Here is a 25,346-nt window from a genome sequence, read left to right on the forward strand (position 1 = left end):
CTCTCCTTTTTAACTCAACGTATGGGTTACTTCCTGAATTTTGTCACCATCCAGCTCATGTTCAAAGCTGCGCAGACGTTTGTAGATAGACATTAACTCTACCAACGTAGTCCATGAGTTAATCAGATACTGGAAAGCACCGCGCACCTGATCGAAAACGTTGGTAATTTGCGTCATCAGGCCGAGCGTAATCGTACCGGCAACAATCGACGGAAACAGCAAGAACAAACCGAAAACGTTATCAACCTGCAAATAGAGAATGCGGGCAATATTGAAATACATATAGTGAAAATAGAGACGAAAATAGTTCTTCCGCACGGCGCTGAACAGCTCGCGTACCGTTGGCGGCGTCGCGCGCGATGCATCGTCTTCACCATAAACCAACTCTTTACGATAAGCCGCTTCTACGCGCTGGTTTTTAAATTCCAGTCCCGGCAGTTTGATCCCCACCACCGCCAGCAGCCCGGTGCCCATCAGCGACCAGACGATGGCAGCAATCACCAGGCCATACGGAATATGTCCAATAATCGGCAATTCCGGCACATGCGCGGAGAGCGTCACCAACACCGGCAAGAAGGCGATCAACGTCATGATAGCGTTGATAAAACTTACCCCCATATTTTCCAACGTAGAGGCAAAACGCATAGTGTCTTCCTGCACACGCTGGGCGGCACCTTCGATATGACGGAGTTGTTGCCAGTTTGCCATGTAGTACTCGTTCATCGCTGTACGCCAGCGGAACACGTAGTGGCTAACAAAGAAATTGTTCAACACACTGATCACTACCGCAATCAGCGCAATCCCCAGAAAGACGCCCACTTCGCGATAAAACTGTTCAATGGTCACTTTATGCGGCGAACTTAGCGCGGTTTGGATCAGATCATAGAACGGCGCATACCAAGCGTTGACGGCAACCCCAACTTCCACCAGAAACCAGGTAACGAAGATAATCAGCGCAGTACCGAGTATTGACCAGTATTGCCAACGATGCGGGCTGTATATAAACCAGAACAGCGCAAAGAGTCCTACACAAACAATGTAGTAAGCATAAAAAACCAGGAAGTCTAATGACCAGAAACGGGCGGCGCTAATCGGGATCTGCCCGGAAGCCCCGGTGATACGAGCCACCCAATCACCACCACCGGCTTGCCAGAAGATCACGGCAATCAATGCCCAAACAAAGGCCGAGAGGAAAAACGTACCCGGCTTTGGGAAAAAAGACTTAAACATATGCTCTCCTGCTAACTTCTTATCATTTTAACAACTGCTGTGCATAAACCGCATGACCACTCCAAAGAGCAAGCCAAATGAAACCGCCCATTGTGACCAATGGCAAGCTACTTAGTTCGTCAACCTGAACGTAAGAATTGTTTCGACGGATTTCACAAACAAAGGATTGTTTACATTAGCGGATTAACACGCGCAGGATCACAAATGCAGGCATTGGTGAGCAGGAAAAAGAACGTGTTTACGCGCCGTTACGTTTTTAACACTATTATTGCACTAATTCGCCCTTTGCAATCCATCTATGAGTAGTATAAATACGCTTAGTTACCTTCATTTAATTTATGGACACCACCGTTGAAACGTAGTCTGCTTTTTTCTGCCGTGCTGTGTGCGGCGTCATTGACCTCCGTCCATGCGGCGCAGTCGATCACCGAACCGGAGTTCGCCTCTGATATTGTCGATCGCTATGCCGATCATATTTTTTACGGCAGCGGTGCCACGGGGATGGCCCTGGTTGTTATCGATGGTAATCAGCGCGTCTTCCGCAGTTATGGGGAAACGCGTCCCGGTAATAACGTTCGCCCACAATTAGATTCTGTCGTGCGAATTGCGTCGCTCACTAAGCTGATGACCAGTGAGATGCTGGTGAAATTGCTCGATCAAGGGACGGTGAAATTAAACGATCCGCTAAGTAAATATGCGCCGCCAGGCGCACGCGTGCCGACCTACAATGGAACGCCCATTACGCTGGTGAATCTGGCAACCCATACCAGCGCCCTGCCGCGTGAACAGCCCGGCGGCGCAGCAAATCGTCCGGTGTTTGTCTGGCCGACTCGCGAGCAACGTTGGAAATACCTTTCTACCGCCAAACTAAAAGCCGCACCGGGTAGTCAGGCTGCATATTCCAACCTCGCATTCGACTTACTGGCAGATGCGCTGGCGAATGCTTCCGGCAAACCATATACGCAGTTGTTTGAAGAGCAGATTACCCGTCCGCTGGGGATGAAAGACACCACATACACACCATCACCGGACCAGTGCCGTCGTTTAATGGTTGCCGAGCGCGGGGCCAGTCCTTGTAATAATACCCTGGCGGCAATAGGCAGCGGCGGTGTTTATTCCACGCCTGGCGATATGATGCGCTGGATGCAGCAGTATTTGTCGTCTGATTTTTATCAGCGCAGCAACCAGGCGGATCGTATGCAGACGCTGATTTATCAACGCGCGCAGTTTACGAAAGTGATCGGCATGGATGTACCCGGTAAAGCAGATGCGCTCGGTTTAGGCTGGGTATATATGGCACCGAAAGATGGGCGTCCGGGAATTATTCAGAAAACAGGCGGCGGTGGCGGATTCATTACCTATATGGCGATGATCCCGCAAAAAAATATTGGTGCTTTTGTGGTCGTCACGCGTTCGCCGTTGACACGCTTTAAAAATATGAGTGATGGCATCAATGATTTGGTGACCGAACTTAGCGGGAATAAACCATTGGTCATCCCCGCGTCCTGATTAATACTCTGAAGGCAAACGGTTGATAGCAATCAGTTTGCCTTTATTCATTTCGATATAGCCGCCCTTGCGTAAAGCCGCGAGAACTTCTGCCACGACAGAACGTGATATGCGTGTACGTTGATGGATATAATTCATAACACCAATACGTGAACGCAATTCGTCATTCCAGTCAATCATTGATAATAAAGTAGCGCGGATTTGTTCATAGGAATTGTGACCAATGAGCTGAACGTCACGTAATTCCAGAATTCGATTTTGCCAGGCTAACCAATAGAAAGCGTCACGCCAGAGTTGATGTTGTTCAATAAGAGCAATGGTTTGTTTGGCAGGCAGATGATATCCCATACAGTTTCCTTCTGATATTAATTTGTATGGTATATCGTTTTTCATTAATCCATCAGCCAGACCCATAATATAAGGAGCCTGGGTAATACCGATAAGTACGTTTTCTTCTCTACGCAGAGAGATAACACCTTCTAAAATAACGAATGTATCTTCGCTATTAACATCACTTGAAAATATAACTTGTTTTTCATTATTAAACTCGAAGCGCGTGCCGTATCTGGACAAACATTTATCGAGCTTACCAAATTCCTGAAGAGGTTTAACTACAGATAACATTTGCGCGTCCTTTGCAGTAATGCCCGTCAAATCCTTGACGGGCATTATTTAGATTAAATTACCTATTTCTTCAGAATGAAGAATATTACCAGGTATATTTAACACCCACATTCGCGGACCAGTCTTGATCTACGTCACCGCCACCGAGGTAGTTAGCATCGGTATAGGCACTGAAGTTCTTGGTAAAGCTGAACTGAGTACCCAGACCAACACGTACCGCAGACCCTTCAGTACCGTTATCGATGGAATCGCCGTTCACATCGTTATCGTTGTTAGAGTCGTCGTAGACGTAAGCCAGTTTGAAGTACGGAGTCAGAGCCTGGTCTTCGCTGTAAGTGAAGGTATAACCTGCATCTACACCCAGCTCATAACGCATGCTGTCGTAAGACTGACCGTCAACTTTCATGTCGTTGCTCAACTGGTAGTCATCACCAGACTGGAACAGACCAGAAACGCTGCCGTAAGGCGTTACGTAACCAGCATCACCCAGTTTGAAGTCGTAACCGGCTTTCAAACCGAAGCCCCACGCGTCAGAGTTGGTGCTACCGTCAACGTAAGTACCGTTGCTCATGGTTGCAGACAGATCGTTGTTGAAGTGAGAGTAGCTCAAGCTACCATCAACAAAGATGTTGTTCGCGAAGCGAGCAGAAGAGTAGATGTAGGCAGACTGGCTGTCTTGATCCACCTGACCAGAACGGTCATTCATGTCACCTTTACCGAAGCCTGCAGCCGCACCGACGATCCACTTAGCGTTATTACCGTCAATTTTGGTATCAACACCGACCATGATGCCGTTAACATCCTGATCGTAGTCAATGGTGCCGTTGTTGCCGTTGAAGTTACCACCGAAGTAGCTTACCCACGCGCCACCGTTATCAGCCAGGCCATGACGAGAGTTGGTCAGACGAGTACCAACGGTGTCTTGTTCCAGGTTCCAGATATTGGTGTTTGCAGACGGAATGCTCAGCGCCATGTTCGCGTAGTCGGTCAGCTCGGTCTGATGCAGAACAACGGTGTTACCTTCCTGGCGGGCTTCGTAGGTGTAAGCACCCAGGTCAGCTTTGTTAGCAGCAGAGAAGGTAGCATTGCTGTTTTTATCGTTAACGTAAATCAGCTCGTTACCGTTGTAGTCAGCGATTGAACCAGCACCAGTAGCGTTGTCGATACGAACTTTGTAGTTACCGGTTGCAGCGGCAACATGGTCACCGCTGTTATCAACTTCGTTCTGACCTGCTTCGATAGAAGCAGTGTTATCGTTATCGCCGTTACCATTAATGGTCAGGTGACCATCAGAGTTCATTGCGATTACGCCATAACCGTAGTTTGACTTGGTAGTGTCGTTGGTACGGTCGTTGGTCAAGTCTGCATCAAGTACGAAGCGGTTGCTTTCGATGTTGAATACACCAGCATGAATGTTGCCACTGGTATCAGTGGTGCTGGTCAGGTTCAGTGTATCAACCTGAAGAGCATTCGCCGCAGTGTTACCAACATCCAGGATACCGTCGTTAGTCACTTTGATGTTGTTCGCATACAGAGCTGCATCACCTACAGCCCAACCAGCAGAAACTTCATCAGAGATGGTTACGGTACTGTTGTCGATAGTCAGTGAATCAGTTGCAACATGACCATCTTCGTTGATGTTCAGCGCAGAAAGACCTGTCAGAGAGATAGAGTCAGAAATCAGCGTTGAATCAGCAACATTAACAGTTGAACCACTGTTGATGCTCAGAGTATCGATCAGAGAAGTTTTGGTGGTATCCCACTGTGAACCAGTGTTCAGGGTCACATTGAACAGACCGCTCTGGTAAACTTCGTTACCGATGATGTGATCAAATTCGCTGTATTCAGAGTCGATGTTTTCTACACCAACCGTTGATAAAGGCCACAGGCTATTAGCAGCGATGTCGATCAGAGTTGCAGTAGCTTCGGTATTGACGCCATAGGTATAAGAGTCATTTACACCATCACTATCAGTATCAACACCAACCTGATGCGCAGACATTGCTGCACCAACCCACTTGCTGCCATTGTTCAGGGTCAGATCCAGACGATCAGTACCATCCCAACCGTTAGTATCTACATCACCGTCAGCATCACGATAGCTATCACGGCCATGTGGGAAGAAGTTCTCATCAAAGTTGCTTGAGAAGAACACATCGCCCATCAGCGTGGAGTTATCGAATGTTGCAGTAGTCTGCATGGCGTTATCAGCATCAGGATGTGCAATAACGGCTAATGCGATATCATCAGCGTTCCAGCCATTACCATTGTAATCACTGGCATTACCGGTATTACCAAACCAACCAGTAGTTCCTTCATCAGTCCATGAACCTGAGGTCACGGTAGAATCTTTAACAGTAATAGTGTTATTAAACACTTCACTGCTGTTTACGCCAGTGCTGACCGTGTTGTCGTCAATATCTTCCCACTCATAACCCTGAGTCAGCGTAATACCTGCCACGTGAGAGTTATTAGAGATGGACAGATCAACTTCTTGATCCAGAGTAATGGCAGTACCAATGTTATAAACGTCTACAACATGAGTATCAGCGGCATTATTGTAGGTGCCGTTATAAGTATAGTGTTCGTAGTTGTCGTCGATTGTTGAATTATCAACAGTCAGCGCCAGACGATCATGGTAGTAGTCATCCGCACGATCAACACAATCAGTTGTCATGCACTCGGAATAAATCATACCGTGGATAGTGCTGTTTTTGATTGTCAGACTATTGGCGTTGGTATTGGTAGAAATACCATCGTCCAGATAGTAGGTAGAGATTACGCCATTAACGGTAGCTTTATTGATGACGGGATAAATATCGCCGTTGTAATAGCTGTCAGCTGCGTAGTTGTTCCAGCCTGCATAACCATCATAGTAAACGTCATCAGCATAGGTGGCGTCATTGTAGTGATGGAAAGTATTGTAAGTTTGACCAGAAATATCGTTGGTCGCTGCATTAGCCTGAGAGGTGATAGCCAGAGTGCAAGCCAATGCTAATTGTGATACTACAAGTTTCTTTTTCCAGGAGTGCATTTGTCATCCCTCCTCAGGGACGTAATAAGTTGATCCATCAATTATCAATGCATAGAAAACATATTATGTTTCGCGCTAACGATTATGCTGCGTTACAGACGAATGGTTCAATTATTCTTTCCCCTAAGTCCGAATGTGGACATATATAAATCACACGTGCACACTTATTACAAAAATAGATAAAAACGCAGTATTTCAATATGTTAATGATGGCCTTAATTTTAACTCATACACTTTGCAATATATTACAAAAACAAATCAGACAAATAATGTATCAATAACCAAAATAACTTTTAATCATTCTGTTTTTGACAGTGCAATCAAATAACCAAAAACAATAACCAATAGCTATAAATAAAAATTAAAAATATTTTCAATGAATATGAAATTATTGCTATTTCTATTAAAAAGATGTCATGGCCTCTCTTTCATTCCCTTCTTAACAACATCGCGACAACTTTCGTAAAACACTCCTGCCCCGCTTCAGGTATACTGTGCACCTTAATTCCACAAACATCAGGCAGACCATGACAGACTTAATCCAACGCCCTCGTCGCCTGCGCAAATCTCCTGCGCTGCGCGCCATGTTTGAAGAGACAACACTTAGCCTTAACGACCTGGTGTTGCCGATCTTTGTTGAAGAAGAAATTGACGACTACAAAGCCGTTGAAGCCATGCCAGGCGTGATGCGCATTCCAGAGAAACATCTGGCACGCGAAATAGAACGCATCGCCAACGCCGGCATTCGTTCCGTAATGACTTTCGGCATTTCTCACCATACCGATGAAACGGGCAGCGATGCCTGGCGGGAAGATGGTCTGGTGGCGCGTATGTCACGCATCTGCAAGCAGACCGTGCCAGAAATGATCGTCATGTCAGACACCTGCTTCTGTGAATACACTTCTCACGGTCACTGCGGAGTGCTGTGCGATCACGGCGTCGACAACGACGCAACCCTGGAAAATTTAGGCAAACAAGCGATAGTTGCTGCTGCTGCGGGTGCAGACTTCATCGCCCCTTCCGCTGCAATGGACGGTCAGGTGCAGGCAATTCGCCAGGCGCTGGACGCCGCAGGTTTTAAAGATACTGCGATCATGTCGTATTCGACTAAATTCGCCTCCTCCTTTTATGGCCCGTTCCGCGAAGCTGCCGGAAGCGCATTAAAAGGCGACCGCAAAAGTTACCAGATGAACCCAATGAACCGTCGCGAGGCGATTCGTGAGTCACTGCTGGATGAAGCCCAGGGCGCAGACTGCCTGATGGTTAAACCAGCCGGAGCGTACCTCGACATCGTGCGTGAACTGCGTGAACGTACTGAATTGCCGATTGGTGCGTATCAGGTCAGCGGTGAGTACGCGATGATTAAGTTCGCCGCGCTGGCAGGTGCAATAGATGAAGAGAAAGTGGTGCTCGAAAGCTTAGGTTCAATTAAGCGTGCGGGCGCGGATCTGATTTTCAGCTACTTTGCGCTGGATCTGGCTGAGAAAAAAATTCTGCGTTAATGACCATGGATGCCGGGTAATCCCTACCCGGCACTTCACCTTACTCTGCCCGATAAAACGGTTTATCCCCGAGAATTGTCGCCCGATGCATAATCCGCCGCTGCGGCAGATAATCAGCATTCGCATAGTGCTGAGTCACACGGTTATCCCAAATCGCCACGTCATTTGGCTGCCAGCGCCAGCGCACCTGAAATTCCGGTTTGGTGATATGGGCGAATAAAAAGCCCAGCAACGCTTCGCTCTCTTTCTCGCTGACATCGATAATTCGCGTAGTAAAACCTTCATTAACAAACAGCGCCTGTTTACCGCTCACCGGATGCGTACGCACCACCGGATGGAACAACGGTGGATTTTTCGCAGCAGCCTCGCGCCAGCGTTGATGTTCCTCCTCGGTTTTACGATATTTGTATTCCGGAAACGATTTACGGAAATCATGCTCCGCACGCAGCCCGCTCAACAGTTGGCGGAAGGGAGTTGAAAGCGCCTCATACGCTGCAATACCGCTGGTCCATAGCGTGTCACCGCCGGTCGAGGGCAACTCTTTCGCCGCCAGAATCGCCCCAGCGGGTGGCGTCTCAATAAACGTCACATCGGTGTGCCAGTTGTCGTTATCTGGCGGATTATCGTTATGGGTATCCAATACGATAATCTCCTCAACCCCTTCGGCATGAGGATAAACAGGGTGAATATGCAGCTCGCCAAAACGCTGGGCCAGCGCGCGTTGCTGCTGCGGCGTAATGGCTTGTTCACGCAGAAAGACTACCTGATGGCGCAGCACCGCATGGTAAAGCTGTTCAAACTGGTTATCGCTTAACGGACGCGTCAGGTCGGCACCCGAAATTTGTGCGCCAATATACGATCCCAGCGGGGTAATGCTCAGACGTTCACTCATTGTATTTCTCCATGCCAGGGCGTCAGGCGGCGCTGTAACGCGCGCAACCCCAGTTCTAAAAGAAAGGCGATAATCGCGATCACCGCAATCCCCGCCAGTACCACGTCAGTCGCAAGAAACTCCCCCGCAGACTGAACCATAAAGCCCAAACCACGCGTCGCTGCAATCAGTTCCGCCGCCACCAGCGTAGACCAACCCACCCCCAAACCAATACGTATTCCGGTGAGAATTTCTGGCAGCGCGCCAGGCAGAATAACAAACCACAGCACCTGCGCACGGCTTGCGCCTAGCGACTGCGCGGCACGAATGCGAACCTGCTGCGCGCTTTTCACTCCCGCCAGCGCCGACATCGCCACCGGTGCAAAAATCGCCAGATAGATCAGTAAGATCTTCGAGGTTTCACCAATACCAAACCAGATCACCATCAGCGGCAAATAGGCCAGCGGCGGCACCGGGCGATACAGTTCGATTACCGGATCAAGAATGCCGCACACCGTCGGGCTTATCCCCATCGCGATCCCGACCGGAATGCCGATCAATACCGCCGCAAGTAACGCCAGCAAAATGCGCGTCAGGCTGGCTGCCAAATGCTGCCAAAGTGTGGCGTCCATAAATCCTTGCGGCCCGGCAATGGTGAGCAGTTTTTCCAGCACCTGCTGCGGCGGTGGTAAAAACAGCGGGCTAATCAGTTGCAGCGCCGCCACTACCCACCATACAGAAAGTAAAACGGCTAACGTGCCAATGCTTAAAGTCACCCGACCTGAGAGCGGCCAGCGCCATTTCAGCCGACGCGAATGCAGTTTTTCATTAATGACCACGCTCATGAGAACGCCTCCCGTTGCTCAAATACGCGGCTTAAGACATATTCGCGCATGGCGATAAACTGTGGATCAGACTTAATGCTGCGACTCGACTCCCCCGCAACAAAGCGGCGGGCGAAGTTGAGCGGCAACCGCTCCAGCACATGACCAGGAGCGGATGAAAGCAGAACCAGTTCAGTTGCCATAAACACCGCTTCTTCTATATCGTGGGTAATCAACAGCACCTGCTTGTCGGTCTCCTGCCAGAGTTTCAGCAGTAAGGTTTGCATCTGGTCGCGGGTAAAGGCATCCAGCGCGCCAAACGGTTCGTCGAGTAATAACAACTGAGGATTAGCCGCCAGCGCGCGGGCAATTCCCACCCGTTGACGCTGACCACCGGAAAGCTGCCAGACATATCTTTTTTCTGCGCCTTCCAGACCTACTTTTTTCAGCATCTGGCGCACGATTTCCAGACGTGGCGTTTTCTCCATCCCCGCCAGTTGCAGGCCAAACGCCACGTTATCCTGCACATTGCGCCACGGCAGCAATCCTTCATTCTGAAAAACCACGCCGCGCTCAGCCCCCGGTCCCTGAATACGCTTGCCCGCCAGTTGAATGCTGCCGTGCTGATAAGGCACAAAACCAGCTATCAAATTTAACAAGGTAGTTTTGCCGCAACCGGACGGCCCCAGCACTACCAACAATTCGCCGTTTTCCAGCGCCAGGTTGATATCTTCCAGCGCCGGTTTGCCGCCATAATCGGCGTAAAGATGAGAGATTTGCAGCATTCGCGCCTCCTTTTATTGCACGAAGCGCGAGGTGACAAACTGGCTGTAATCATTCGCCACGGCGGGAACTTTGCCCTGCTCTTTCAAAAACTGGGCGGTATCGATGATCGCTTTGTTCACCGGCCCGGTCAGTTCTACCGTCTGTTGCTGCGGCGTCAGATAGGTATTCCCCTTCACCAGCCCTGGTACATCGCCTTCCGGCACGCCGCTTAAGCGCGCCAGCTTGCTGATATTTTCCGGCTGTTTCAGCCACGCGTCAGGATTAGCAATATACGGTTGCTGGGCATCGATAGCGCTTTTAGCAAACGCTTTCACTACCTCCGGATATTTCTCGGCAAAATCTTTACGCACTACCCAGACATCCAGCGTCGGCGCGCCCCACTGGCCGACCTGTTCAGAATCGGTCAGCACCTTGCCGTCTTTTTCCAGGGCGTTAACCGCAGGTGCCCAGACATAAGCACCATCAATATCTCCCCGTTGCCATGCGGCGATAATCGCGGGCGGCTGCAGGTTCACAATTTCCACTTGTCCGGGTTTTATGCCCCAGTGTTTCAGCGCCGCCAGCAGACTGTAATGCGTGGTGGAGATAAACGGCACGGCGATACGTTTGCCAATCAGATCTTCCGGTTTGCTGATGGTTTTCTTCACCACCAGCGCTTCGGAGTTACCCAGTTTTGAGGCTAAAAGAAAGACTTCAATCGGCACCTGTTGGCTGGCAGCCACCGCTAATGGGCTGGAGCCGAGGTTGCCGATTTGCACATCGCCAGAAGCCAGCGCCCGCACGATGCTGGCTCCGCTGTCAAACTTACGCCAGTCCACGCTCGCCCCGCTCTCTTTGGCAAAGGTGCCATCAGCCTGAGCCACTTTCGCCGGTTCAGCGGAGGTTTGATACGCCACGGTGACGTTCACCGCCTGCGCCTGAAAAGCGATGAATGCCAGTGCGGCAAGAAGTGTGTTACGCGATGAAATTGTCATGATTATCTGCTCCCCTGTCTTGTTATGGGTGCAGTATTCGCGGGTAAAGACATTTATTAAAAGAATTAATCATTATGGGCAATATGTTTTTATTCTTAGCAAAAAAACGGCAAACGATAGATTAGTTATGCATTTGCTAACCGTTTCCCTACAAAGTAATGCCATATTTCTTTTTATATACGAATAAAAATTCGAACTACGCTACTTTATTTCTCCAACCTACTGACTAAGTAAACCAATAACAAATGCATATATCATTCTAATTTTATATAATGCAAAGCATAGAAACCACTTTATCATACAAATTCATTCATAATGCGAATGTAAAAACCAGTTTTTCACAGAAGATATTTTTTAAATGCAATTAATTGACAAACTAAATCACATCTAAATACAATATATAAAAAATATAAACACATTCACAAAACACACAAACAGTTAACATATGACACACACAATTCAAACTTATACCGCTTACGGCCCTCCGGGCATTAAATAATCCCGTTCTCAGGATTATTCTTTTTTACAGCGTGCCATTTTTAACATCTGAGTATGTTGCAGAGGATTGCAGCTCTGCATTCGCCGCGCTTTCAGCATAATAATTAAAATGGAGTGTCATGAATTGGACAAGGTTTTAAATTCTGCGTTGCATTCTTCAGCAGAAAAGAGGAAAGGTATCCTTGCGATTGGCGCACATCCTGACGATATAGAATTAGGTTGTGGTGCATCGCTTGCTCGTCTTTCGCAGAAAGGAATTTATATCACTGCTGTTGTCATGACTGCCGGCAATTCGGGTGTTAGCGATGTCATCGATCGTTGTGAAGAATCTCGCGAAGCATTAAAGATGTTGGGTTGTCAGCAAACTATTCATCTTAATTTTGCAGACACCCGTACACATCTGCAACTCAATGATATGATTTCTTCCCTGGAAGATATTATTAAAAATCAAATTCCCTCTGATGTAGAAATCATACGGGTATATACCATGCATGATGCTGACCGCCATCAGGATCATCTGGCAGTTTATCAGGCGTCAATGGTTGCCTGCCGCACTATTCCACAAATTCTCGGCTATGAAACCCCAAGCACCTGGCTTTCATTTATGCCTCAGGTTTTTGAATCCGTGAAAGAAGAATATTTCACCGTCAAACTTGCAGCATTAAAAAAACATAAAAGCCAGGAGCAACGTGATTATATGCGTCATGAACGTTTACGTGCTGTTGCACAATTTCGCGGACAACAGGTCAATAGCGATCTGGGTGAAGGCTTTGTTATTCATAAAATGATTCTTTGAGCAGATAAAATGAAAACCTGGATCTTTATATTTATGGCCGTCGCAATATTGCTATGGTTTTTGAGTACGTTAAGGCGTAAGCCCAGCCAAAAGAAAGGCTGTATTGACGCAATTATTCCTGCCTATAACGAAGGCCCTTGTCTGGCACAGTCGCTGGAAAATCTACTGCGCAACCCTTATTTTTGCCGTGTGATTTGCGTTAACGACGGCTCTACGGATAACACAGAAGCAGTAATGGCGGAAGTCAAACGCAAATGGGGCGATAGGTTTGTTGCTGTTACACAAAAAAACACCGGCAAAGGCGGTGCTCTAATGAACGGCCTCAACTACGCCACATGTGACCAGGTTTTTTTAAGCGATGCCGATACTTACGTCCCTCCAGATAAAAATGGCATGGGGTATATGCTGGCGGAAATTGAGCACGGCGCTGACGCCGTAGGCGGCATTCCCTCGACAGCCTTAAAAGGCGCAGGCCTGTTGCCGCACATCCGCGCGACCGTAAAGTTGCCGATGATCATTATGAAACGCACGCTACAGCAACTCCTGGGCGGCGCACCGTTTATTATCAGCGGTGCGTGCGGGATGTTCCGTACTGATGTATTGCGTAAATTCGGTTTTTCGGACCGAACGAAAGTTGAAGATCTTGACCTCACCTGGACGTTGGTCGCCAATGGTTACCGCATTCGTCAGGCGAATCGCTGCATCGTTTACCCACAAGAGTGCAATAATCCACTTGATGAATGGCGACGCTGGCGGCGTTGGATTGTGGGCTATGCCGTCTGTATGCGCCTGCATAAAAAGCTTTTATTTAGCCGTTTCGGCATCTTCAGTATATTTCCTATGCTTTTGGTTGTGCTTTATGGCGTTGGAATTTATCTCGCTACCTGGTTTAATGAATTCATCACCACCGGGCCACATGGCGTGGTATTGGCAATGTTTCCGCTTATCTGGGTCGGCGTAGTTTGTGTTATTGGTGCTTTTAGCGCCTGGTTTCATCGTTGCTGGTTGTTGGTGCCTTTAGCGCCACTTTCCGTTGTGTATGTATTATTAGCTTATGCCATCTGGATTATTTATGGACTTATTGCCTTTTTTACTGGACGCGAGCCTCAACGCGACAAACCTACACGTTATTCCGCACTGGTGGAAGCGCCAATCGCTTATTCCCAACCTTCTGTCACCGGAACTGAAAAGCTATCTGAAGCTTAATATTAAAGAGAAAAATATTCAGATTGCAGACCATGTAATTATTGATGAAAGTGCTGGTGAGGTTATTATCGGCGCGAATACACGTATTTGCCACGGCGCAGTTATTCAGGGACCAGTAGTGATTGGCGCAAACTGTCTGATAGGTAATTATGCATTTATTCGCCCAGGCACAGTAATCAGCAATGGTGTAAAAATTGGTTTTGCTACTGAAATAAAAAATGCAGTTATTGAATCGGAAGCAATGATTGGACCGCAATGTTTTATTGCCGACTCGGTAATTGCAAGCCTGGCATATTTGGGCGCACAAGTGCGTACCAGTAATCATCGTCTGGATGAACAGCCAGTGTCTGTGCACACTCCAGAAGGTATTATCGCTACCGGATGCGATAAATTAGGGTGTTATATTGGACAACGTTCACGTCTTGGCGTGCAGGTTATTATATTGCCAGGACGAATTATTTCCCCGAACACACAACTTGGCCCGCGTGTGATTGTAGAACGTAATTTACCTACCGGAAGTTATTCACTCCGGCAAGAACTTATCCGTACAGGAGATTAAAATGATAAAACGGACGTTATTAGCAGCGGCAATTTTTAGTGCATTTCCTGCTTGTGCCGGGTTAACTTCCATTACCGCAGGCTACGATTTTACCGATTATTCTGGCGATCACGGTAACCGTAATTTGGCGTATGCTGAACTGGTGGCGAAAGTTGAAAACGCAACGCTGCTTTTTAATCTTTCCCAGGGACGTCGTGATTATGAAACTGAACATTTCAATGCCACACGCGGTCAGGGGGCTGTCTGGTACAAATGGAATAACTGGCTGACAACCCGAACGGGTATTGCCTTTGCAGATAATACACCGGTCTTTGCTCGCCAGGATTTTCGTCAGGATATTAACCTGGCCCTGCTGCCAAAAACGCTGTTCACGACCGGTTATCGCTACACTAAATATTATGATGATGTTGAAGTCGATGCCTGGCAAGGCGGCGTATCGCTCTATACTGGCCCGGTGATCACCAGCTATCGCTATACTCATTATGACTCCAGCGATGCAGGTGGCAGTTACAGCAATATGATTTCCGTGCGCCTGAATGATCCGCGCGGCGGTGGCTATACCCAGCTTTGGCTAAGCCGCGGAACAGGCGCTTACACCTATGACTGGACGCCAGAGACGCGCTACGGCAGCATGAAGAGCGTAAGCTTGCAACGTATCCAGCCGCTGACAGAACAACTTAATCTGGGTCTGACGGCAGGTAAAGTGTGGTACGACACACCAACCGATGATTATAACGGTCTGCAACTCGCAGCCCATCTGACCTGGAAATTCTGATTCCTTCCGCCGCCCACTTCCCGGGGCGGCAATCTCACTTGATTAGCGCACAAACACTTTCCTCTTCATTTTCTCCAGATATCTCTCATATTCAGCAGATAAATTTTATTCGCCAATGTTATATACTATAGGGGGGTATGCATTGACTCATAACATACCCCCCTATAGTATATTGCGTGCAGATGATGAGGTGCGAAATGCCCAGTACTCCGGAAGAGAAGAAAAAGGTTCTTACTCGAGTTCGTCGTATTCGGGGGCAGATTGATGCTCTGGAACGGTCGCTGGAGGGTGATGCCGAATGCCGTGCCATACTCCAACAGATCGCCGCCGTTCGGGGCGCGGCTAACGGGCTAATGGCAGAAGTGCTTGAAAGCCATATCCGGGAAACGTTTGACCGAAATGACTGCTACAGCCGCGAAGTCAGCCAATCCGTTGACGACACTATTGAATTGGTTCGCACCTATCTTAAGTAGCTGAACCTATTTACCTTATTGAGGAAGAACGAGATATGAAATCACGTGCTGCCGTTGCATTTGCGCCCGGTAAACCGCTGGAAATCGTTGAAATTGACGTCGCACCACCGAAAAAAGGTGAAGTGCTGATTAAAGTCACCCATACCGGCGTCTGCCATACCGACGCTTTTACCCTCTCTGGCGATGATCCAGAAGGTGTATTCCCGGTGGTTCTCGGTCACGAAGGGGCTGGCGTCGTGGTTGAAGTCGGTGAGGGCGTGACCAGCGTTAAACCTGGCGACCATGTGATTCCGCTTTACACCGCAGAGTGCGGCGAGTGTGAGTTCTGTCGTTCCGGCAAAACCAACCTCTGTGTCGCCGTTCGCGAAACCCAGGGCAAAGGCCTGATGCCAGATGGCACCACGCGCTTTTCTTACAACGGGCAGCCACTTTATCACTACATGGGGTGCTCTACATTCAGTGAATACACCGTAGTCGCGGAAGTTTCTCTGGCAAAAATTAATCCAGAAGCAAACCATGAACACGTCTGTCTGCTGGGCTGTGGCGTAACCACCGGAATTGGCGCGGTACACAACACCGCAAAAGTCCAGTCAGGGGATTCCGTTGCCGTGTTTGGGCTTGGTGCAATTGGTCTGGCGGTTGTTCAGGGCGCTCGTCAGGCGCAAGCAGGACGAATTATCGCTATCGATACAAACCCGAAGAAATTCGATCTGGCGCGTCGCTTCGGTGCCACCGACTGCATTAACCCGAACGACCACGACAAACCGATTAAAGATGTCCTGCTGGATATCAACAAATGGGGCATCGACCATACCTTTGAGTGCATCGGTAACGTCAACGTGATGCGTGCGGCGCTGGAAAGTGCTCACCGCGGCTGGGGCCAATCGGTGATCATCGGTGTCGCGGGTTCCGGTCAGGAAATCTCAACCCGTCCATTCCAGTTAGTCACCGGTCGCGTATGGAAGGGTTCCGCGTTTGGCGGCGTAAAAGGTCGTTCTCAGTTACCGGGGATGGTTGAAGATGCGATGAAAGGTGATATCGACTTGGAACCGTTTGTCACTCATACCATGAGCCTGGATGAAATTAATAACGCCTTTGATCTGATGCATGAAGGCAAATCCATTCGAACCGTAATTCGTTACTAATTTCCCGCTGGTTTTACCCCGTCCGGTTCGGGCGGGGAGTCGCGTTTTCTTTTGAGACTGATGACAAACGTAAGATGACCTGATGTGCAAGCGTCGCATCAGGCATCTGTGTGCAATTGCCGGATGCGGCGTGAATGCCTTATAAGGCAATTTAGCCTTTGGTATTATCACCACATCAAATCATCAGGCACTTTGAAATCGGCATACGGATCTTCTTCATCCTGCTCTTCAGCGCTGAGTGCGCAGTGTAATACGATACTGCTGGCATCGCGCTGGGCGATCTTATCGGCAACGCTTGCCGGAATAATCGCATATTCACTTTCGCTATTGTTATCGACCTGCAATCGGGCAATCGCCAGGCGTCCATTAATCAACTGCGTTTGCGTAAGCTTATCGACAAAAATCTTCTTAATCAGATTACCGTCAGTGAAGTTAAAACCGATATCGCCATTGGTAATGGTGATACGATTCATTTCAATGAGCTGCTTCACCTGGGCTTTATATTCTTTCGCTAACGCCGCTTGTTTTTGTTGTTCGCTAAGTTGTTTATCGCGCTCAAGCTGTGCCTTTTTATTTTCTTCTACCGCCGCCCGCGCTTCACGCGCCTGAACACGCGATTTTTTCGCCGTTCTCTCAACCTTCGCTGCTTTTTTGCTGGTGACTAATCCCGCTTTGAGCAACTGCTCCTGTAAGGTAAGTTTTGCCATCTTTGTTTCCAAACCCGATGAATAATTTTTAGCGAGTATACCTGTAAACGCCGTGGGTGTATTGGGGGAAGTCCCTTTCTCCCCTGCTTGATAAAGCGCGTCAGGCATCAGTGCACGCCTGCATTCGTGTTTTCCGGCTCATCAAAATAAACACCGCTAACCCAGCAACAAGAATGCCCGGTGCAGAAGCTACCATTACGCCGACCGTGCCGGTACCTAAGGCCAGCATTTTCCCGGCCAGCAACGGACCACTCATTGCTCCAAGACGCCCAACCGCCACGGCGGTTCCCACACCGGTTGCGCGGATCTGCGTGCTATAAAACAACGGTGCCAGCGCATACAAAACGCTTTGCCCACCTGTCGCAAACAACCCAGCGCCGAACCCCGCCAGCAACATACCGCTAAACGACGACACCGTTCCCAGCGCCAACAGCGAAGCTAACATGCCGCTATAAATCAGTAGCGACATGGTCATTGGACGCAGCTTATCCATCAATGCGCCCAACATTAACGTCCCGCTTGCCGCCCCCATTTGCAGTGCAAGCATCACCCCTGCCGCCTGCGACGGCAAGAATCCTTGCTCCACCAAAAGCAGCGGTAGCCAGTTGATCAACATGTAGACCACCAGCAGCGTGAAGAAATAACACAACCACAACAGTAGGGTCGCGGTTGCCGTGGCTGGCGCAAATAACGCACGCAGCGGCGGCGCGGCCTGTTTTTCACCAGCGAAAACCGCCGACTCCGGCAGCCAACGCATTAACAGCGGCACCAGAATCAACGGCACCACACCGCCTACCCAAAATACCGTCTGCCAGGCTAAATTTGCTCCAGCGAAACCCAGCGTAGCCGCCAGCGCCGCGCCAATGGGGACACCGCAATACATCAGGCTCACCGCCGTCCCGCGAAAACGTGGCCCTGCCGCTTCAGACGTCAGGGCGATGAGATTCGGCAACGCCGCCCCCAGCCCGATACCGGTCAAAAGCCGCGCAAAGACCAGAGAGGGAAAATCCCATGCCATAGCGGTCGCTAGCGAGAACAGACCAAACAGCGCAACTGCACCAATCAAAATACGTTTACGACCGTAACGGTCCGCCAGCATCCCGCCAACCAACGCGCCGGGTAGCAAACCGAGTATTCCGGCGCTGAAGATCCAGCCCATTTGCATTTTATCGAGTGCGAAGGCCTGGGCGATACCTGCCGCCGCAATGCCAGCCGCCTGAAGATCCAGCCCTTCCATCAGGGCAACCAAAAAACAAAGCCCAATGGTAAGCATCAGGCGGGATGAAGATGATAAAGGGGTACGAGTCGACATAAGATGAACCTCGTTGCGGGTGCAGGTGAATCGCGGCTGATGCATTGCCAACCGCGTAATCAGAACCATTTAATGACAGCCTCCGGGCGAAATGTAGGCCGGATAAGGCGTTCATGCCGCATCCGGTAGTCGTGCACAGATGCCTGATGCGACGCTGACGCGTCTTATCATGCCTGGGATGGGCATACAAAATGCACGTTGTCGGCAGTCATCATTATTTGTTGTTGCGCAGATCCAGCGCCACGTCGACGATCATATCCTCCTGGCCGCCAACCATCCGGCGTTTGCCCAGCTCAACGAGAATATCCACCGCACTTAAGCCGTAACGCGCCGCTGCCGTTTCACAGTGACGCAAGAAACTGGAGTAAACGCCAGCGTATCCCAACGCCAGCGTTTCGCGATCGACACGTACCGGACGATCCTGCAACGGACGCACCAGGTCGTCAGCGGCATCCATTAACGCATAGAGATCGGTCCCATGCTGCCAGCCCAGTTTATCCGCGGCGGCAATAAACACTTCCAGCGGCGCGTTACCTGCACCCGCGCCCATCCCCGCGAGGCTGGCGTCGATGCGGTCACAGCCCTCTTCCACCGCCACGATAGAGTTCGCCACGCCAAGACTCAGGTTATGGTGAGCATGCATGCCGGTTTGCGTTTCCGGTTTCAGCACCGCTTTCAGGGCGCGGAAACGGTCACGGATATCGCTCATGTTCATCGCACCGCCAGAATCCACCACATAAATACAGGTCGCACCGTAGCCTTCCATCAGCTTTGCCTGCTTCGCGAGATTCTCCGGCGTGGTCATGTGGCTCATCATCAGAAAGCCAACGGTATCCATTCCCAACTCACGGGCATACTGAATATGCTGGGCGGAAACATCAGCTTCGGTGCAGTGGGTCGCCACGCGCACCACCCGCGCGCCAGCCTGCCAGGCATTTTTCAGATCGTGAATAGTGCCAATTCCTGGCAGCAACAACGTCGCGATTTTGGCGTGCTTCACCACATCCGCCGCTGCTTCAATCCATTCAAGGTCGCTATATGCACCGAAACCATAGTTAAAACTGGAACCCTGCAAACCATCACCATGAGCCACTTCAATCGAATCCACGCGAGCATCATCCAGTGCTTTGGCAATCTGGCGGACATTTTCCAGCGAATACTGATGACGAATGGCGTGCATACCGTCACGCAACGTGACGTCCGAGATATAAAGTTTTTTACCGTTCATGCCGCTTCTCCTGCCTTGCGCGCCAGTAACTGGGCCATTTTTTCTGCTGTCGCCAGCGCACTGGAAGTCATAATGTCGAGGTTGCCTGCGTAGGCAGGCAGATAATGCGCTGCGCCTTCGACCTCCAGCCAGACCGCCGTTTTCAGACCGGAGAACTGACCAACGCCCGGTAAATTAACCGGTGTATCCTGCGGGATGACTTCAAACTGCACGCGCTGTTTCAGGCGATAACCCGGTACGTAAGCCTGCACCGCCTCAGCCATTTCATTGATTGAGGCTTCGATATCATCTTGTGAAGCTTCATCGCTCAATACATACACCGTGTCGCGCATCATCAACGGCGGCTCTGCCGGATTAAGCACAATAATCGCCTTCCCTTTTGCCGCACCGCCCACGACTTCAATGGCTCGCGAGGTGGTTTCCGTAAATTCATCGATATTGGCACGCGTGCCGGGTCCGGCAGATTTACTGGCGATAGAAGCGATAATTTCGGCGTAATGAACACGCGCCACACGTGAAACAGCCGCCACCATCGGAATAGTTGCCTGGCCGCCGCAGGTGACCATATTGACGTTCAGTTGATCGACGTTTGCATCGAGGTTAACCACCGGCACACAGTAAGGGCCGATGGCAGCCGGCGTCAGGTCGATTAAGCGAATATCCGGTTTCGCTTCGCGCAGAGCGGCATCGTTTTTCACATGCGCGCCCGCGCTGGTAGCATCAAAGACAATGTCGATATCAGCAAATTCAGGCATGTTCATCAGCCCGATCACCCCTTCATGGGTGGTGGCGACGCCCATACGTCTGGCACGTGCCAGACCGTCGGACTGAGGGTCAATGCCGACCATCACCGCCATCTCCAGATGCTGACCGTGACGCAAAATTTTAATCATCAGATCGGTGCCAATGTTGCCAGAACCGATAATGGCGACTTTACGCTTACTCATGACAGACTTCCTTTTGGGGCCGCATTTGAAAATGTCGCAGCAACTGAGCCTATGCCTTCGATATGGGCTTCAAAACGATCGCCCGCATTTACCGCCACCATCGGACCTAATGCCCCGGTAAGAATGATATCTCCGGCGCGCAGCGGTTCACCCAGGCTGACCATTTTGCGTGCCAGCCAGACGGCGGCATTAAGTGGATGCCCCAGGCATTCGCTGCCGCGCCCGCTGGAAACCTCTTCGTTATTACGCGTCATCGTCATAGCGCAGTTTTTCAGGTCTAACCCTGCCGGACGTTGCGCCGGACCGCCGATGACATACACCCCGCAGGAGGCGTTATCTGCCACGGTATCGACAAACTGAATCGACCAGTCGCGAATACGGCTGCCCACCACTTCCAGCGCCGGAAGCACCCATTCAATGGCGTTATACAGTTCGTTAAACGTGGTATCGGTCGCGGGCAAATCGCGGTTTAGCACCAGTGCGATCTCCGCTTCAATGCGGGGTTGCAAGACGCGGGAAAAAGGAATGGTTTCGTTATCGCCATAACACATGTCGGCAAATAATGTTCCGAAATCCGGTTGATCAACCCCCAGTTGTTGCTGCACTTTCGGATGCGTCAGTCCCACTTTACGCCCCACAACGCGACGCCCCTGCGCGACATCATGTTGCACATTGATGCGCTGAATCGCGTAGGCGGCTTTCGCGTTTTCAATACCAATCAAATCGCGCAGCGGCGCAATCGCTTCGCCCTGCTCTGCGGCGCGGCGTAAATCCGCCGCCAGTTGCTCAAGAGTATGCTTCGTCATGACCGTTCCTTAAGGACGTGCGAGGAAATTCAGCACCAGTTGATTGAAAGCGTCGGCATGTTCCCACTGCGCCCAGTGACCACAGTCGCGGAAGATATGCAGTTCAGAACCGGCGATACCGGACAGCAAACGCAGCCCCGCATCCATCGGCACAAAACGGTCGTTACGCCCCCAGACAATCAGGGTTTGCGCTTTAATTTCCGCCAGACGTGGACCAAAATCCGGGAACTGTTTCGGATTGGCTTCCAGGCTCTTAACGAAGTTATCCAGGTGATCGCGGCGCGACAGCATATTATTCAGGCGTGCTTCAAACAGAGCGTCGGTCAAATCGCTGGTATCGAAAACGAAGATATCCATCATCAGCTTCAGGTTTTCGATAGTCGGCTGACGATAAAGCTGATTCAGTCGCTTAATGCCTTCAGTTGGCATTGGCGTAAACAAACTCATGCCACCTGTACCGCCGCCCATCAGCACCAGTTTGCCGACGCGCTCCGGCCAGTTAAGAGTAAACGCAACAGAACTGTGCCCACCCATCGAGTTGCCCAGTAGGTGGATTTTGCCGATATCCAGTTGATCCACGACGCTTTTCAGGATGCGCGCATTGAGATCCGATCGCGAACCACTGTTAACGATCGAATCACTCTTACCCCATCCAGGACAATCCAGCAGGATCACCCGATAGCCCGCCTCTACCAGCGGATCGATATTGCGGCTGAAGTTCGCCCAGCCAGTAGCCCCCGGGCCGGAACCGTGCAGCAGGACAACGGTTTCGTCGCCTTGTCCGCTGTCATTAAAATGGATGCGTAGCGTTTTACCCGCTTCTTCTACATTCAGAAAACGGCTGGTGGCGGCTTCGGTTTGTGGCTGATAACTCATCATCTTCTCCTGCATATTCAGTTCTGTGTTCTGGCGCTTAACGAGCCAAATCCGGCAATCCACTCCGGGATTGGGCGGTAATAACGCCCTTCGCTACGCCAGTTGCCAAACGCAGAAATAGCGGCAAAAGCAGCGACCCAGGTTTTGATTTCATGTGTCGACTTTCCGGCAATGGCGGAAAGCTCTTCGTTACTGACGGCATCCAGTTCCTGTATGCGTCCCTGCTCCAGCAAAGTCATGAACTGGTTATCCCAAATCGGGTTAAGCGGATGCAGAGTTCTCTGATCCTCAACAAACTTCTCAGCGGCGTTAATCACCCGTTGCTGGCGCATTTCGCGCTCATTGGCGGGCAAATATTTCCCACTACCCAACAGACGATCGCGCATATGGGCATCGGCTTTTGCCAGTTCGGGCACCGGCGGCTGATGGGAAAGCCCACCGGAACCAAGAAACAGCACGCGTTTATTCAGACTACTGGTGAAACGACCAATCGCTTCGCCCATCATTCGGGTTCGCTGAAAACCGGGCAGCGGCGTGGCGACGCCGTTGATGAATACAGGCAGGACCGGCACCTTATCCAGCCCACCGAGCAAAAACTCCAGCGGCTGGGCGAACCCATGATCCACCTGCATACAGTAAGAAACGGCAAGATCGATCCCGTTCTTCATTACGGCATGCGCACAAGCCTCCGCCAGCTCCACAGGCACGGGTAGCTCTCCCGCCGCACTGCCGAAATCACCAATTGCCGTCGCTCCTACGCCTAAACAGAACGGTGGCATCACGTCATAGAAAAAACCGTTGTAATGATCTGGCGCAAACAGCACCACCAGTTCAGGGGAGAAAGCCGCAATGCGCTCGCGGGCACTGGCAATCACGCCATTGACCTCATCGAGTACCTCTTGCGCCGGGTCGACATACCCCACCAGCGGCGAGTGGGAAAGACAGTGAAGATAAGCGTGCATATCAGGCTACCTTTTCGACAGAAACGTCGGCATCAGGGCGGTTCAGTGTCATCACCGACGCCAGTTTATTCAGCGTATTACCCAGAGTTTGCGGAATGGCGATGGCGGCAACAAAGCGATCCGGGCGCATCACCACCAGCGAAGCATTATGTTGTGCGAACCAGCTACGCAGGCGACCTTGCATATCACCCAGGCGCAGCACTCCGTCGTGGTTATCCTGCGCGATATGAATTTGCACTTCTGGCACCACCTGAATGAAGCGTGTGCCCAGCGCGCGCCACTGCTGGATTTGCTCATCGCTCATCCCCCACAACGGATTGCATCCCCAGCCAATCACCACGAAGTTCGCGCCGATCGCATTATCGAGCAGTGTTACGTCACCGTTTTCCAGCGTGACTTTCGGCTGAATAAACATCTTGCCGACCGGAGAGTGCTTCGCCTCGCCCTCACGTACCAGCGCACCGGCGTAGTATTGCGGCATCGGCTTGAAGCGCATTTCGAGGAAGTAGCGTTTTACTGGCGGCAAGTAATTCAGCAGCCAGGAAACGCCGTCACGCAAGCTGCCCTGCCAGCGTTTCGGCGGAGCCAGTACGTTGCCCGCCGTCACCGACAGGTCAATCATCGCTTTGGCGTGATCGCGACGTTCTTGTTGATAGGTATCGAGCAGCGCATCGCGAGCTTTCCCCTGGATAACCAACGCCAGTTTCCAGGCGAGGTTAAAGGCGTCGCGCATACCACTGTTATAGCCCTGCCCCTGCCATACCGGCATGATGTGCGCGGCATCGCCCGCCAGCAGTACGCGGTCAATACGAAAACGTTGCGCCAGCCGCGCGTTGTGGGTGTAAACACGCTGGCGAATCAATTCGACGTTGTCCGGATTAGGCAGCACTTTGCTTAACAGCTCGCGCATATTTTGCGGCTCGCAGAGCTGTTCTTCGGTTTCTCCCGGCATCACCATAAATTCAAAGCGACGTACCGCATGAGGCAGAGCCGCAGAAACATACGGGCGCACCGGATCGCAACACAAATAGATATGCGGCGTACTTAACGGATCGTTGGCGATATCCACCACAATCCACTGATTTGGTGCTGTTTTACCTTCAAACGGTACATTCAGGGTACGGCGGACAAAACTTGCTCCACCGTCACAGGCTACCAGCCACTGGGCTTTGACGGTTTCCCGCTGCCCTTCTGCCGTTTTCAGATGCAAGGTCACTTCGTCATCTTGTTGGTTGAAGGCCTCCAATTCGCGGGAAAACAGGCAGCGCACATTCGGAAAACGCGACAACCCTTCCAGCATCACTGCATCGACCTGCGGCTGAATAAAGGCGTTACGGCGCGGCCAGCCAAATTCATCGGTCATTGGCTGAATATCGGCAAAACAGCGACCTTTTGGGGTGAGGAAACGCATCGCGTGCCACGGCGTAGTATGCGGTAAAACATTATCAACGAGGCCGACCGACTGCATGGTGCGCAGCGCCTCGTCATCAATACCAATCGCACGGGGATAATCGATCAGTTTGTCGAGTTTCTCCACCACCAGCACGTCAATGCCCATCTGGCCGAGATAGTTCGCCATCATCAACCCGACCGGACCGGCACCAGCGATCGCCACCTGAACGCAATGGTTAACAGCAGGCTGGATGTCAGGGTGTTGTATTGCCATTTCAGTACCTCACGACTCGGACAAAATGCCGTTGCG

23 protein-coding genes and 1 pseudogene are annotated in these 25,346 nt (G+C 50.7%); 8 read left to right on the forward strand and 16 right to left on the reverse strand.

All coding sequences use genetic code 11. The features are described 5' to 3' along the window. Positions 1-9: 9 nt before the first annotated feature. A complete protein-coding gene (gene sbmA / locus ESM_RS0117240; RefSeq protein ID WP_000477031.1) occupies positions 10-1,230 on the reverse strand; it encodes a peptide antibiotic transporter SbmA in 1,221 nt (406 codons plus the stop codon). A 351-nt stretch (positions 1,231-1,581) separates the two neighbouring features. On the opposite strand from sbmA, the gene ampH reads away from it, so the two are divergent. Continuing rightward, entirely contained in the window at positions 1,582-2,739 is a 1,158-nt protein-coding gene (ampH, locus tag ESM_RS0117245) for a D-alanyl-D-alanine-carboxypeptidase/endopeptidase AmpH (RefSeq protein ID WP_000830760.1), read from the forward strand. On the opposite strand, the gene iprA is transcribed toward ampH, so the two are convergent. Next, positions 2,740-3,363 carry a hydrogen peroxide resistance inhibitor IprA gene (iprA, locus tag ESM_RS0117250; protein ID WP_010379475.1) on the reverse strand — a complete coding sequence of 208 codons (624 nt, stop codon included), beginning with the start codon at positions 3,361-3,363 and terminating at the stop codon, positions 2,740-2,742. An 85-nt stretch (positions 3,364-3,448) separates the two neighbouring features. Continuing rightward, the gene (gene ehaB, locus ESM_RS0117255) at positions 3,449-6,397 is read right to left on the reverse strand and encodes an autotransporter adhesin EhaB (RefSeq protein WP_000556449.1); all 2,949 of its coding nucleotides are present in this window, start codon (positions 6,395-6,397) and stop codon (positions 3,449-3,451) included. Between the two features lie 527 nt (positions 6,398-6,924). Here ehaB and hemB point away from each other — a divergent pair. Further along, a complete protein-coding gene (gene hemB / locus ESM_RS0117260; protein WP_001515859.1) occupies positions 6,925-7,899 on the forward strand; it encodes a porphobilinogen synthase in 975 nt (324 codons plus the stop codon). Between the two features lie 40 nt (positions 7,900-7,939). On the opposite strand, the gene tauD is transcribed toward hemB, so the two are convergent. Genes tauD through tauA form a run of 4 tightly spaced genes read right to left on the reverse strand, consistent with a single transcriptional unit; the run spans position 7,940 to position 11,354 of the window. Continuing rightward, complete coding sequence (gene tauD / locus ESM_RS0117265) at positions 7,940-8,791, reverse strand: taurine dioxygenase (RefSeq protein WP_000004076.1); 852 nt, start codon at positions 8,789-8,791, stop codon at positions 7,940-7,942. Further along, a complete protein-coding gene (tauC, locus tag ESM_RS0117270; RefSeq protein WP_000117704.1) occupies positions 8,788-9,615 on the reverse strand; it encodes a taurine ABC transporter permease TauC in 828 nt (275 codons plus the stop codon). Before tauC ends, tauD begins: the two co-directional genes overlap by 4 nt. Beyond that, positions 9,612-10,379 (reverse strand): taurine ABC transporter ATP-binding subunit, encoded by a 768-nt coding sequence (tauB, locus tag ESM_RS0117275; RefSeq protein ID WP_000939336.1) that lies wholly within the window; start codon positions 10,377-10,379, stop codon positions 9,612-9,614. The genes tauC and tauB overlap by 4 nt, the downstream gene beginning before the upstream one ends. 12 nt (positions 10,380-10,391) lie before the next feature. Further along, positions 10,392-11,354 (reverse strand): taurine ABC transporter substrate-binding protein, encoded by a 963-nt coding sequence (gene tauA, locus ESM_RS0117280; protein WP_000156046.1) that lies wholly within the window; start codon positions 11,352-11,354, stop codon positions 10,392-10,394. Positions 11,355-11,961: 607 nt separating this feature from the next. Between tauA and ESM_RS1000000129680 the strand changes: the two are divergent. Beyond that, positions 11,962-12,387 (forward strand): annotated as a pseudogene (locus ESM_RS1000000129680) (PIG-L deacetylase family protein); the annotation flags it as partial. Positions 12,388-12,564: 177 nt separating this feature from the next. On the opposite strand, the gene ESM_RS1000000129685 reads toward ESM_RS1000000129680, so the two are convergent. Continuing rightward, positions 12,565-12,633: a hypothetical protein gene (locus ESM_RS1000000129685; protein ID WP_420842033.1), complete on the reverse strand. Its 69-nt coding sequence runs from the start codon at positions 12,631-12,633 to the stop codon at positions 12,565-12,567. 24 nt (positions 12,634-12,657) lie between these two features. Here ESM_RS1000000129685 and ESM_RS0117290 point away from each other — a divergent pair, with 24 nt between their 5' ends. The 5 genes from ESM_RS0117290 (at position 12,658) to frmA (ending at position 16,806) form a co-directional block, all read left to right on the forward strand. Beyond that, entirely contained in the window at positions 12,658-13,854 is a 1,197-nt protein-coding gene (locus ESM_RS0117290; RefSeq protein WP_000860451.1) for a glycosyltransferase, read from the forward strand. Continuing rightward, positions 13,820-14,413: an acetyltransferase gene (locus ESM_RS0117295; protein ID WP_232015672.1), complete on the forward strand. Its 594-nt coding sequence runs from the start codon at positions 13,820-13,822 to the stop codon at positions 14,411-14,413. Before ESM_RS0117290 ends, ESM_RS0117295 begins: the two co-directional genes overlap by 35 nt. A 1-nt stretch (position 14,414) precedes the next feature. Further along, positions 14,415-15,188, forward strand: a complete 774-nt coding sequence (locus ESM_RS0117300; protein WP_000596077.1) for a YaiO family outer membrane beta-barrel protein — start codon at positions 14,415-14,417, stop codon at positions 15,186-15,188. A 197-nt stretch (positions 15,189-15,385) separates the two neighbouring features. Continuing rightward, positions 15,386-15,661 (forward strand): formaldehyde-responsive transcriptional repressor FrmR, encoded by a 276-nt coding sequence (frmR, locus tag ESM_RS0117305; protein ID WP_001515852.1) that lies wholly within the window; start codon positions 15,386-15,388, stop codon positions 15,659-15,661. A 35-nt stretch (positions 15,662-15,696) separates the two neighbouring features. Continuing rightward, positions 15,697-16,806, forward strand: coding sequence for an S-(hydroxymethyl)glutathione dehydrogenase (gene frmA / locus ESM_RS0117310; protein ID WP_000842111.1), 1,110 nt, complete (start codon positions 15,697-15,699; stop codon positions 16,804-16,806). Positions 16,807-16,973: 167 nt separating this feature from the next. Here the strand turns inward: frmA and ESM_RS0117315 are convergent, their stop codons facing one another. The 8 genes from ESM_RS0117315 to ESM_RS0117350 all read right to left on the reverse strand — a co-directional run bounded on the left by ESM_RS0117315 (position 16,974) and on the right by ESM_RS0117350 (position 25,310). Beyond that, entirely contained in the window at positions 16,974-17,513 is a 540-nt protein-coding gene (locus ESM_RS0117315; RefSeq protein WP_010379484.1) for a DUF2058 domain-containing protein, read from the reverse strand. Positions 17,514-17,613: 100 nt separating this feature from the next. Then, complete coding sequence (gene mhpT, locus ESM_RS0117320; protein ID WP_024257695.1) at positions 17,614-18,825, reverse strand: 3-(3-hydroxy-phenyl)propionate transporter MhpT; 1,212 nt, start codon at positions 18,823-18,825, stop codon at positions 17,614-17,616. A gap of 214 nt (positions 18,826-19,039) precedes the next feature. Further along, complete coding sequence (gene mhpE / locus ESM_RS0117325) at positions 19,040-20,053, reverse strand: 4-hydroxy-2-oxovalerate aldolase (RefSeq protein ID WP_001013520.1); 1,014 nt, start codon at positions 20,051-20,053, stop codon at positions 19,040-19,042. After that, complete coding sequence (gene mhpF / locus ESM_RS0117330) at positions 20,050-21,000, reverse strand: acetaldehyde dehydrogenase (protein ID WP_000044307.1); 951 nt, start codon at positions 20,998-21,000, stop codon at positions 20,050-20,052. Before mhpF ends, mhpE begins: the two co-directional genes overlap by 4 nt. Beyond that, positions 20,997-21,806, reverse strand: coding sequence for a 2-keto-4-pentenoate hydratase (gene mhpD / locus ESM_RS0117335; protein ID WP_000160746.1), 810 nt, complete (start codon positions 21,804-21,806; stop codon positions 20,997-20,999). The genes mhpF and mhpD overlap by 4 nt, the downstream gene beginning before the upstream one ends. A gap of 9 nt (positions 21,807-21,815) precedes the next feature. Continuing rightward, positions 21,816-22,682 carry a 2-hydroxy-6-oxonona-2,4-dienedioate hydrolase gene (mhpC, locus tag ESM_RS0117340; RefSeq protein WP_000121912.1) on the reverse strand — a complete coding sequence of 289 codons (867 nt, stop codon included), beginning with the start codon at positions 22,680-22,682 and terminating at the stop codon, positions 21,816-21,818. Positions 22,683-22,699: 17 nt separating this feature from the next. After that, the gene (gene mhpB / locus ESM_RS0117345; RefSeq protein WP_000543454.1) at positions 22,700-23,644 is read right to left on the reverse strand and encodes a 2,3-dihydroxyphenylpropionate/2,3-dihydroxicinnamic acid 1,2-dioxygenase; all 945 of its coding nucleotides are present in this window, start codon (positions 23,642-23,644) and stop codon (positions 22,700-22,702) included. Between the two features lies 1 nt (position 23,645). Beyond that, positions 23,646-25,310, reverse strand: coding sequence for a bifunctional 3-(3-hydroxy-phenyl)propionate/3-hydroxycinnamic acid hydroxylase (locus tag ESM_RS0117350; protein WP_001007397.1), 1,665 nt, complete (start codon positions 25,308-25,310; stop codon positions 23,646-23,648). Positions 25,311-25,346: the final 36 nt, after the last annotated feature.

This window comes from Escherichia sp. TW09308 (assembly GCF_000208565.1).
Classification (GTDB): Bacteria; Pseudomonadota; Gammaproteobacteria; order Enterobacterales; family Enterobacteriaceae; genus Escherichia; species Escherichia marmotae.

Bases quoted from the DNA above. Each gene is read 5' to 3' on its own strand.
- sbmA (WP_000477031.1), bottom strand. From the start codon at position 1,230: ATGTTTAAGTCTTTTTTCCCAAAGCCGGGTACGTTTTTCCTCTCGGCC.
- iprA (WP_010379475.1), bottom strand. From the start codon at position 3,363: ATGTTATCTGTAGTTAAACCTCTTCAGGAATTTGGTAAGCTCGATAAA.
- ehaB (WP_000556449.1), bottom strand. From the start codon at position 6,397: ATGCACTCCTGGAAAAAGAAACTTGTAGTATCACAATTAGCATTGGCT.
- hemB (WP_001515859.1), top strand. From the start codon at position 6,925: ATGACAGACTTAATCCAACGCCCTCGTCGCCTGCGCAAATCTCCTGCG.
- tauD (WP_000004076.1), bottom strand. From the start codon at position 8,791: ATGAGTGAACGTCTGAGCATTACCCCGCTGGGATCGTATATTGGCGCA.
- tauC (WP_000117704.1), bottom strand. From the start codon at position 9,615: ATGAGCGTGGTCATTAATGAAAAACTGCATTCGCGTCGGCTGAAATGG.
- tauB (WP_000939336.1), bottom strand. From the start codon at position 10,379: ATGCTGCAAATCTCTCATCTTTACGCCGATTATGGCGGCAAACCGGCG.
- tauA (WP_000156046.1), bottom strand. From the start codon at position 11,354: ATGACAATTTCATCGCGTAACACACTTCTTGCCGCACTGGCATTCATC.
- ESM_RS0117290 (WP_000860451.1), top strand. From the start codon at position 12,658: ATGAAAACCTGGATCTTTATATTTATGGCCGTCGCAATATTGCTATGG.
- ESM_RS0117300 (WP_000596077.1), top strand. From the start codon at position 14,415: ATGATAAAACGGACGTTATTAGCAGCGGCAATTTTTAGTGCATTTCCT.
- frmR (WP_001515852.1), top strand. From the start codon at position 15,386: ATGCCCAGTACTCCGGAAGAGAAGAAAAAGGTTCTTACTCGAGTTCGT.
- frmA (WP_000842111.1), top strand. From the start codon at position 15,697: ATGAAATCACGTGCTGCCGTTGCATTTGCGCCCGGTAAACCGCTGGAA.
- ESM_RS0117315 (WP_010379484.1), bottom strand. From the start codon at position 17,513: ATGGCAAAACTTACCTTACAGGAGCAGTTGCTCAAAGCGGGATTAGTC.
- mhpT (WP_024257695.1), bottom strand. From the start codon at position 18,825: ATGTCGACTCGTACCCCTTTATCATCTTCATCCCGCCTGATGCTTACC.
- mhpE (WP_001013520.1), bottom strand. From the start codon at position 20,053: ATGAACGGTAAAAAACTTTATATCTCGGACGTCACGTTGCGTGACGGT.
- mhpF (WP_000044307.1), bottom strand. From the start codon at position 21,000: ATGAGTAAGCGTAAAGTCGCCATTATCGGTTCTGGCAACATTGGCACC.
- mhpD (WP_000160746.1), bottom strand. From the start codon at position 21,806: ATGACGAAGCATACTCTTGAGCAACTGGCGGCGGATTTACGCCGCGCC.
- mhpC (WP_000121912.1), bottom strand. From the start codon at position 22,682: ATGAGTTATCAGCCACAAACCGAAGCCGCCACCAGCCGTTTTCTGAAT.
- mhpB (WP_000543454.1), bottom strand. From the start codon at position 23,644: ATGCACGCTTATCTTCACTGTCTTTCCCACTCGCCGCTGGTGGGGTAT.
- ESM_RS0117350 (WP_001007397.1), bottom strand. From the start codon at position 25,310: ATGGCAATACAACACCCTGACATCCAGCCTGCTGTTAACCATTGCGTT.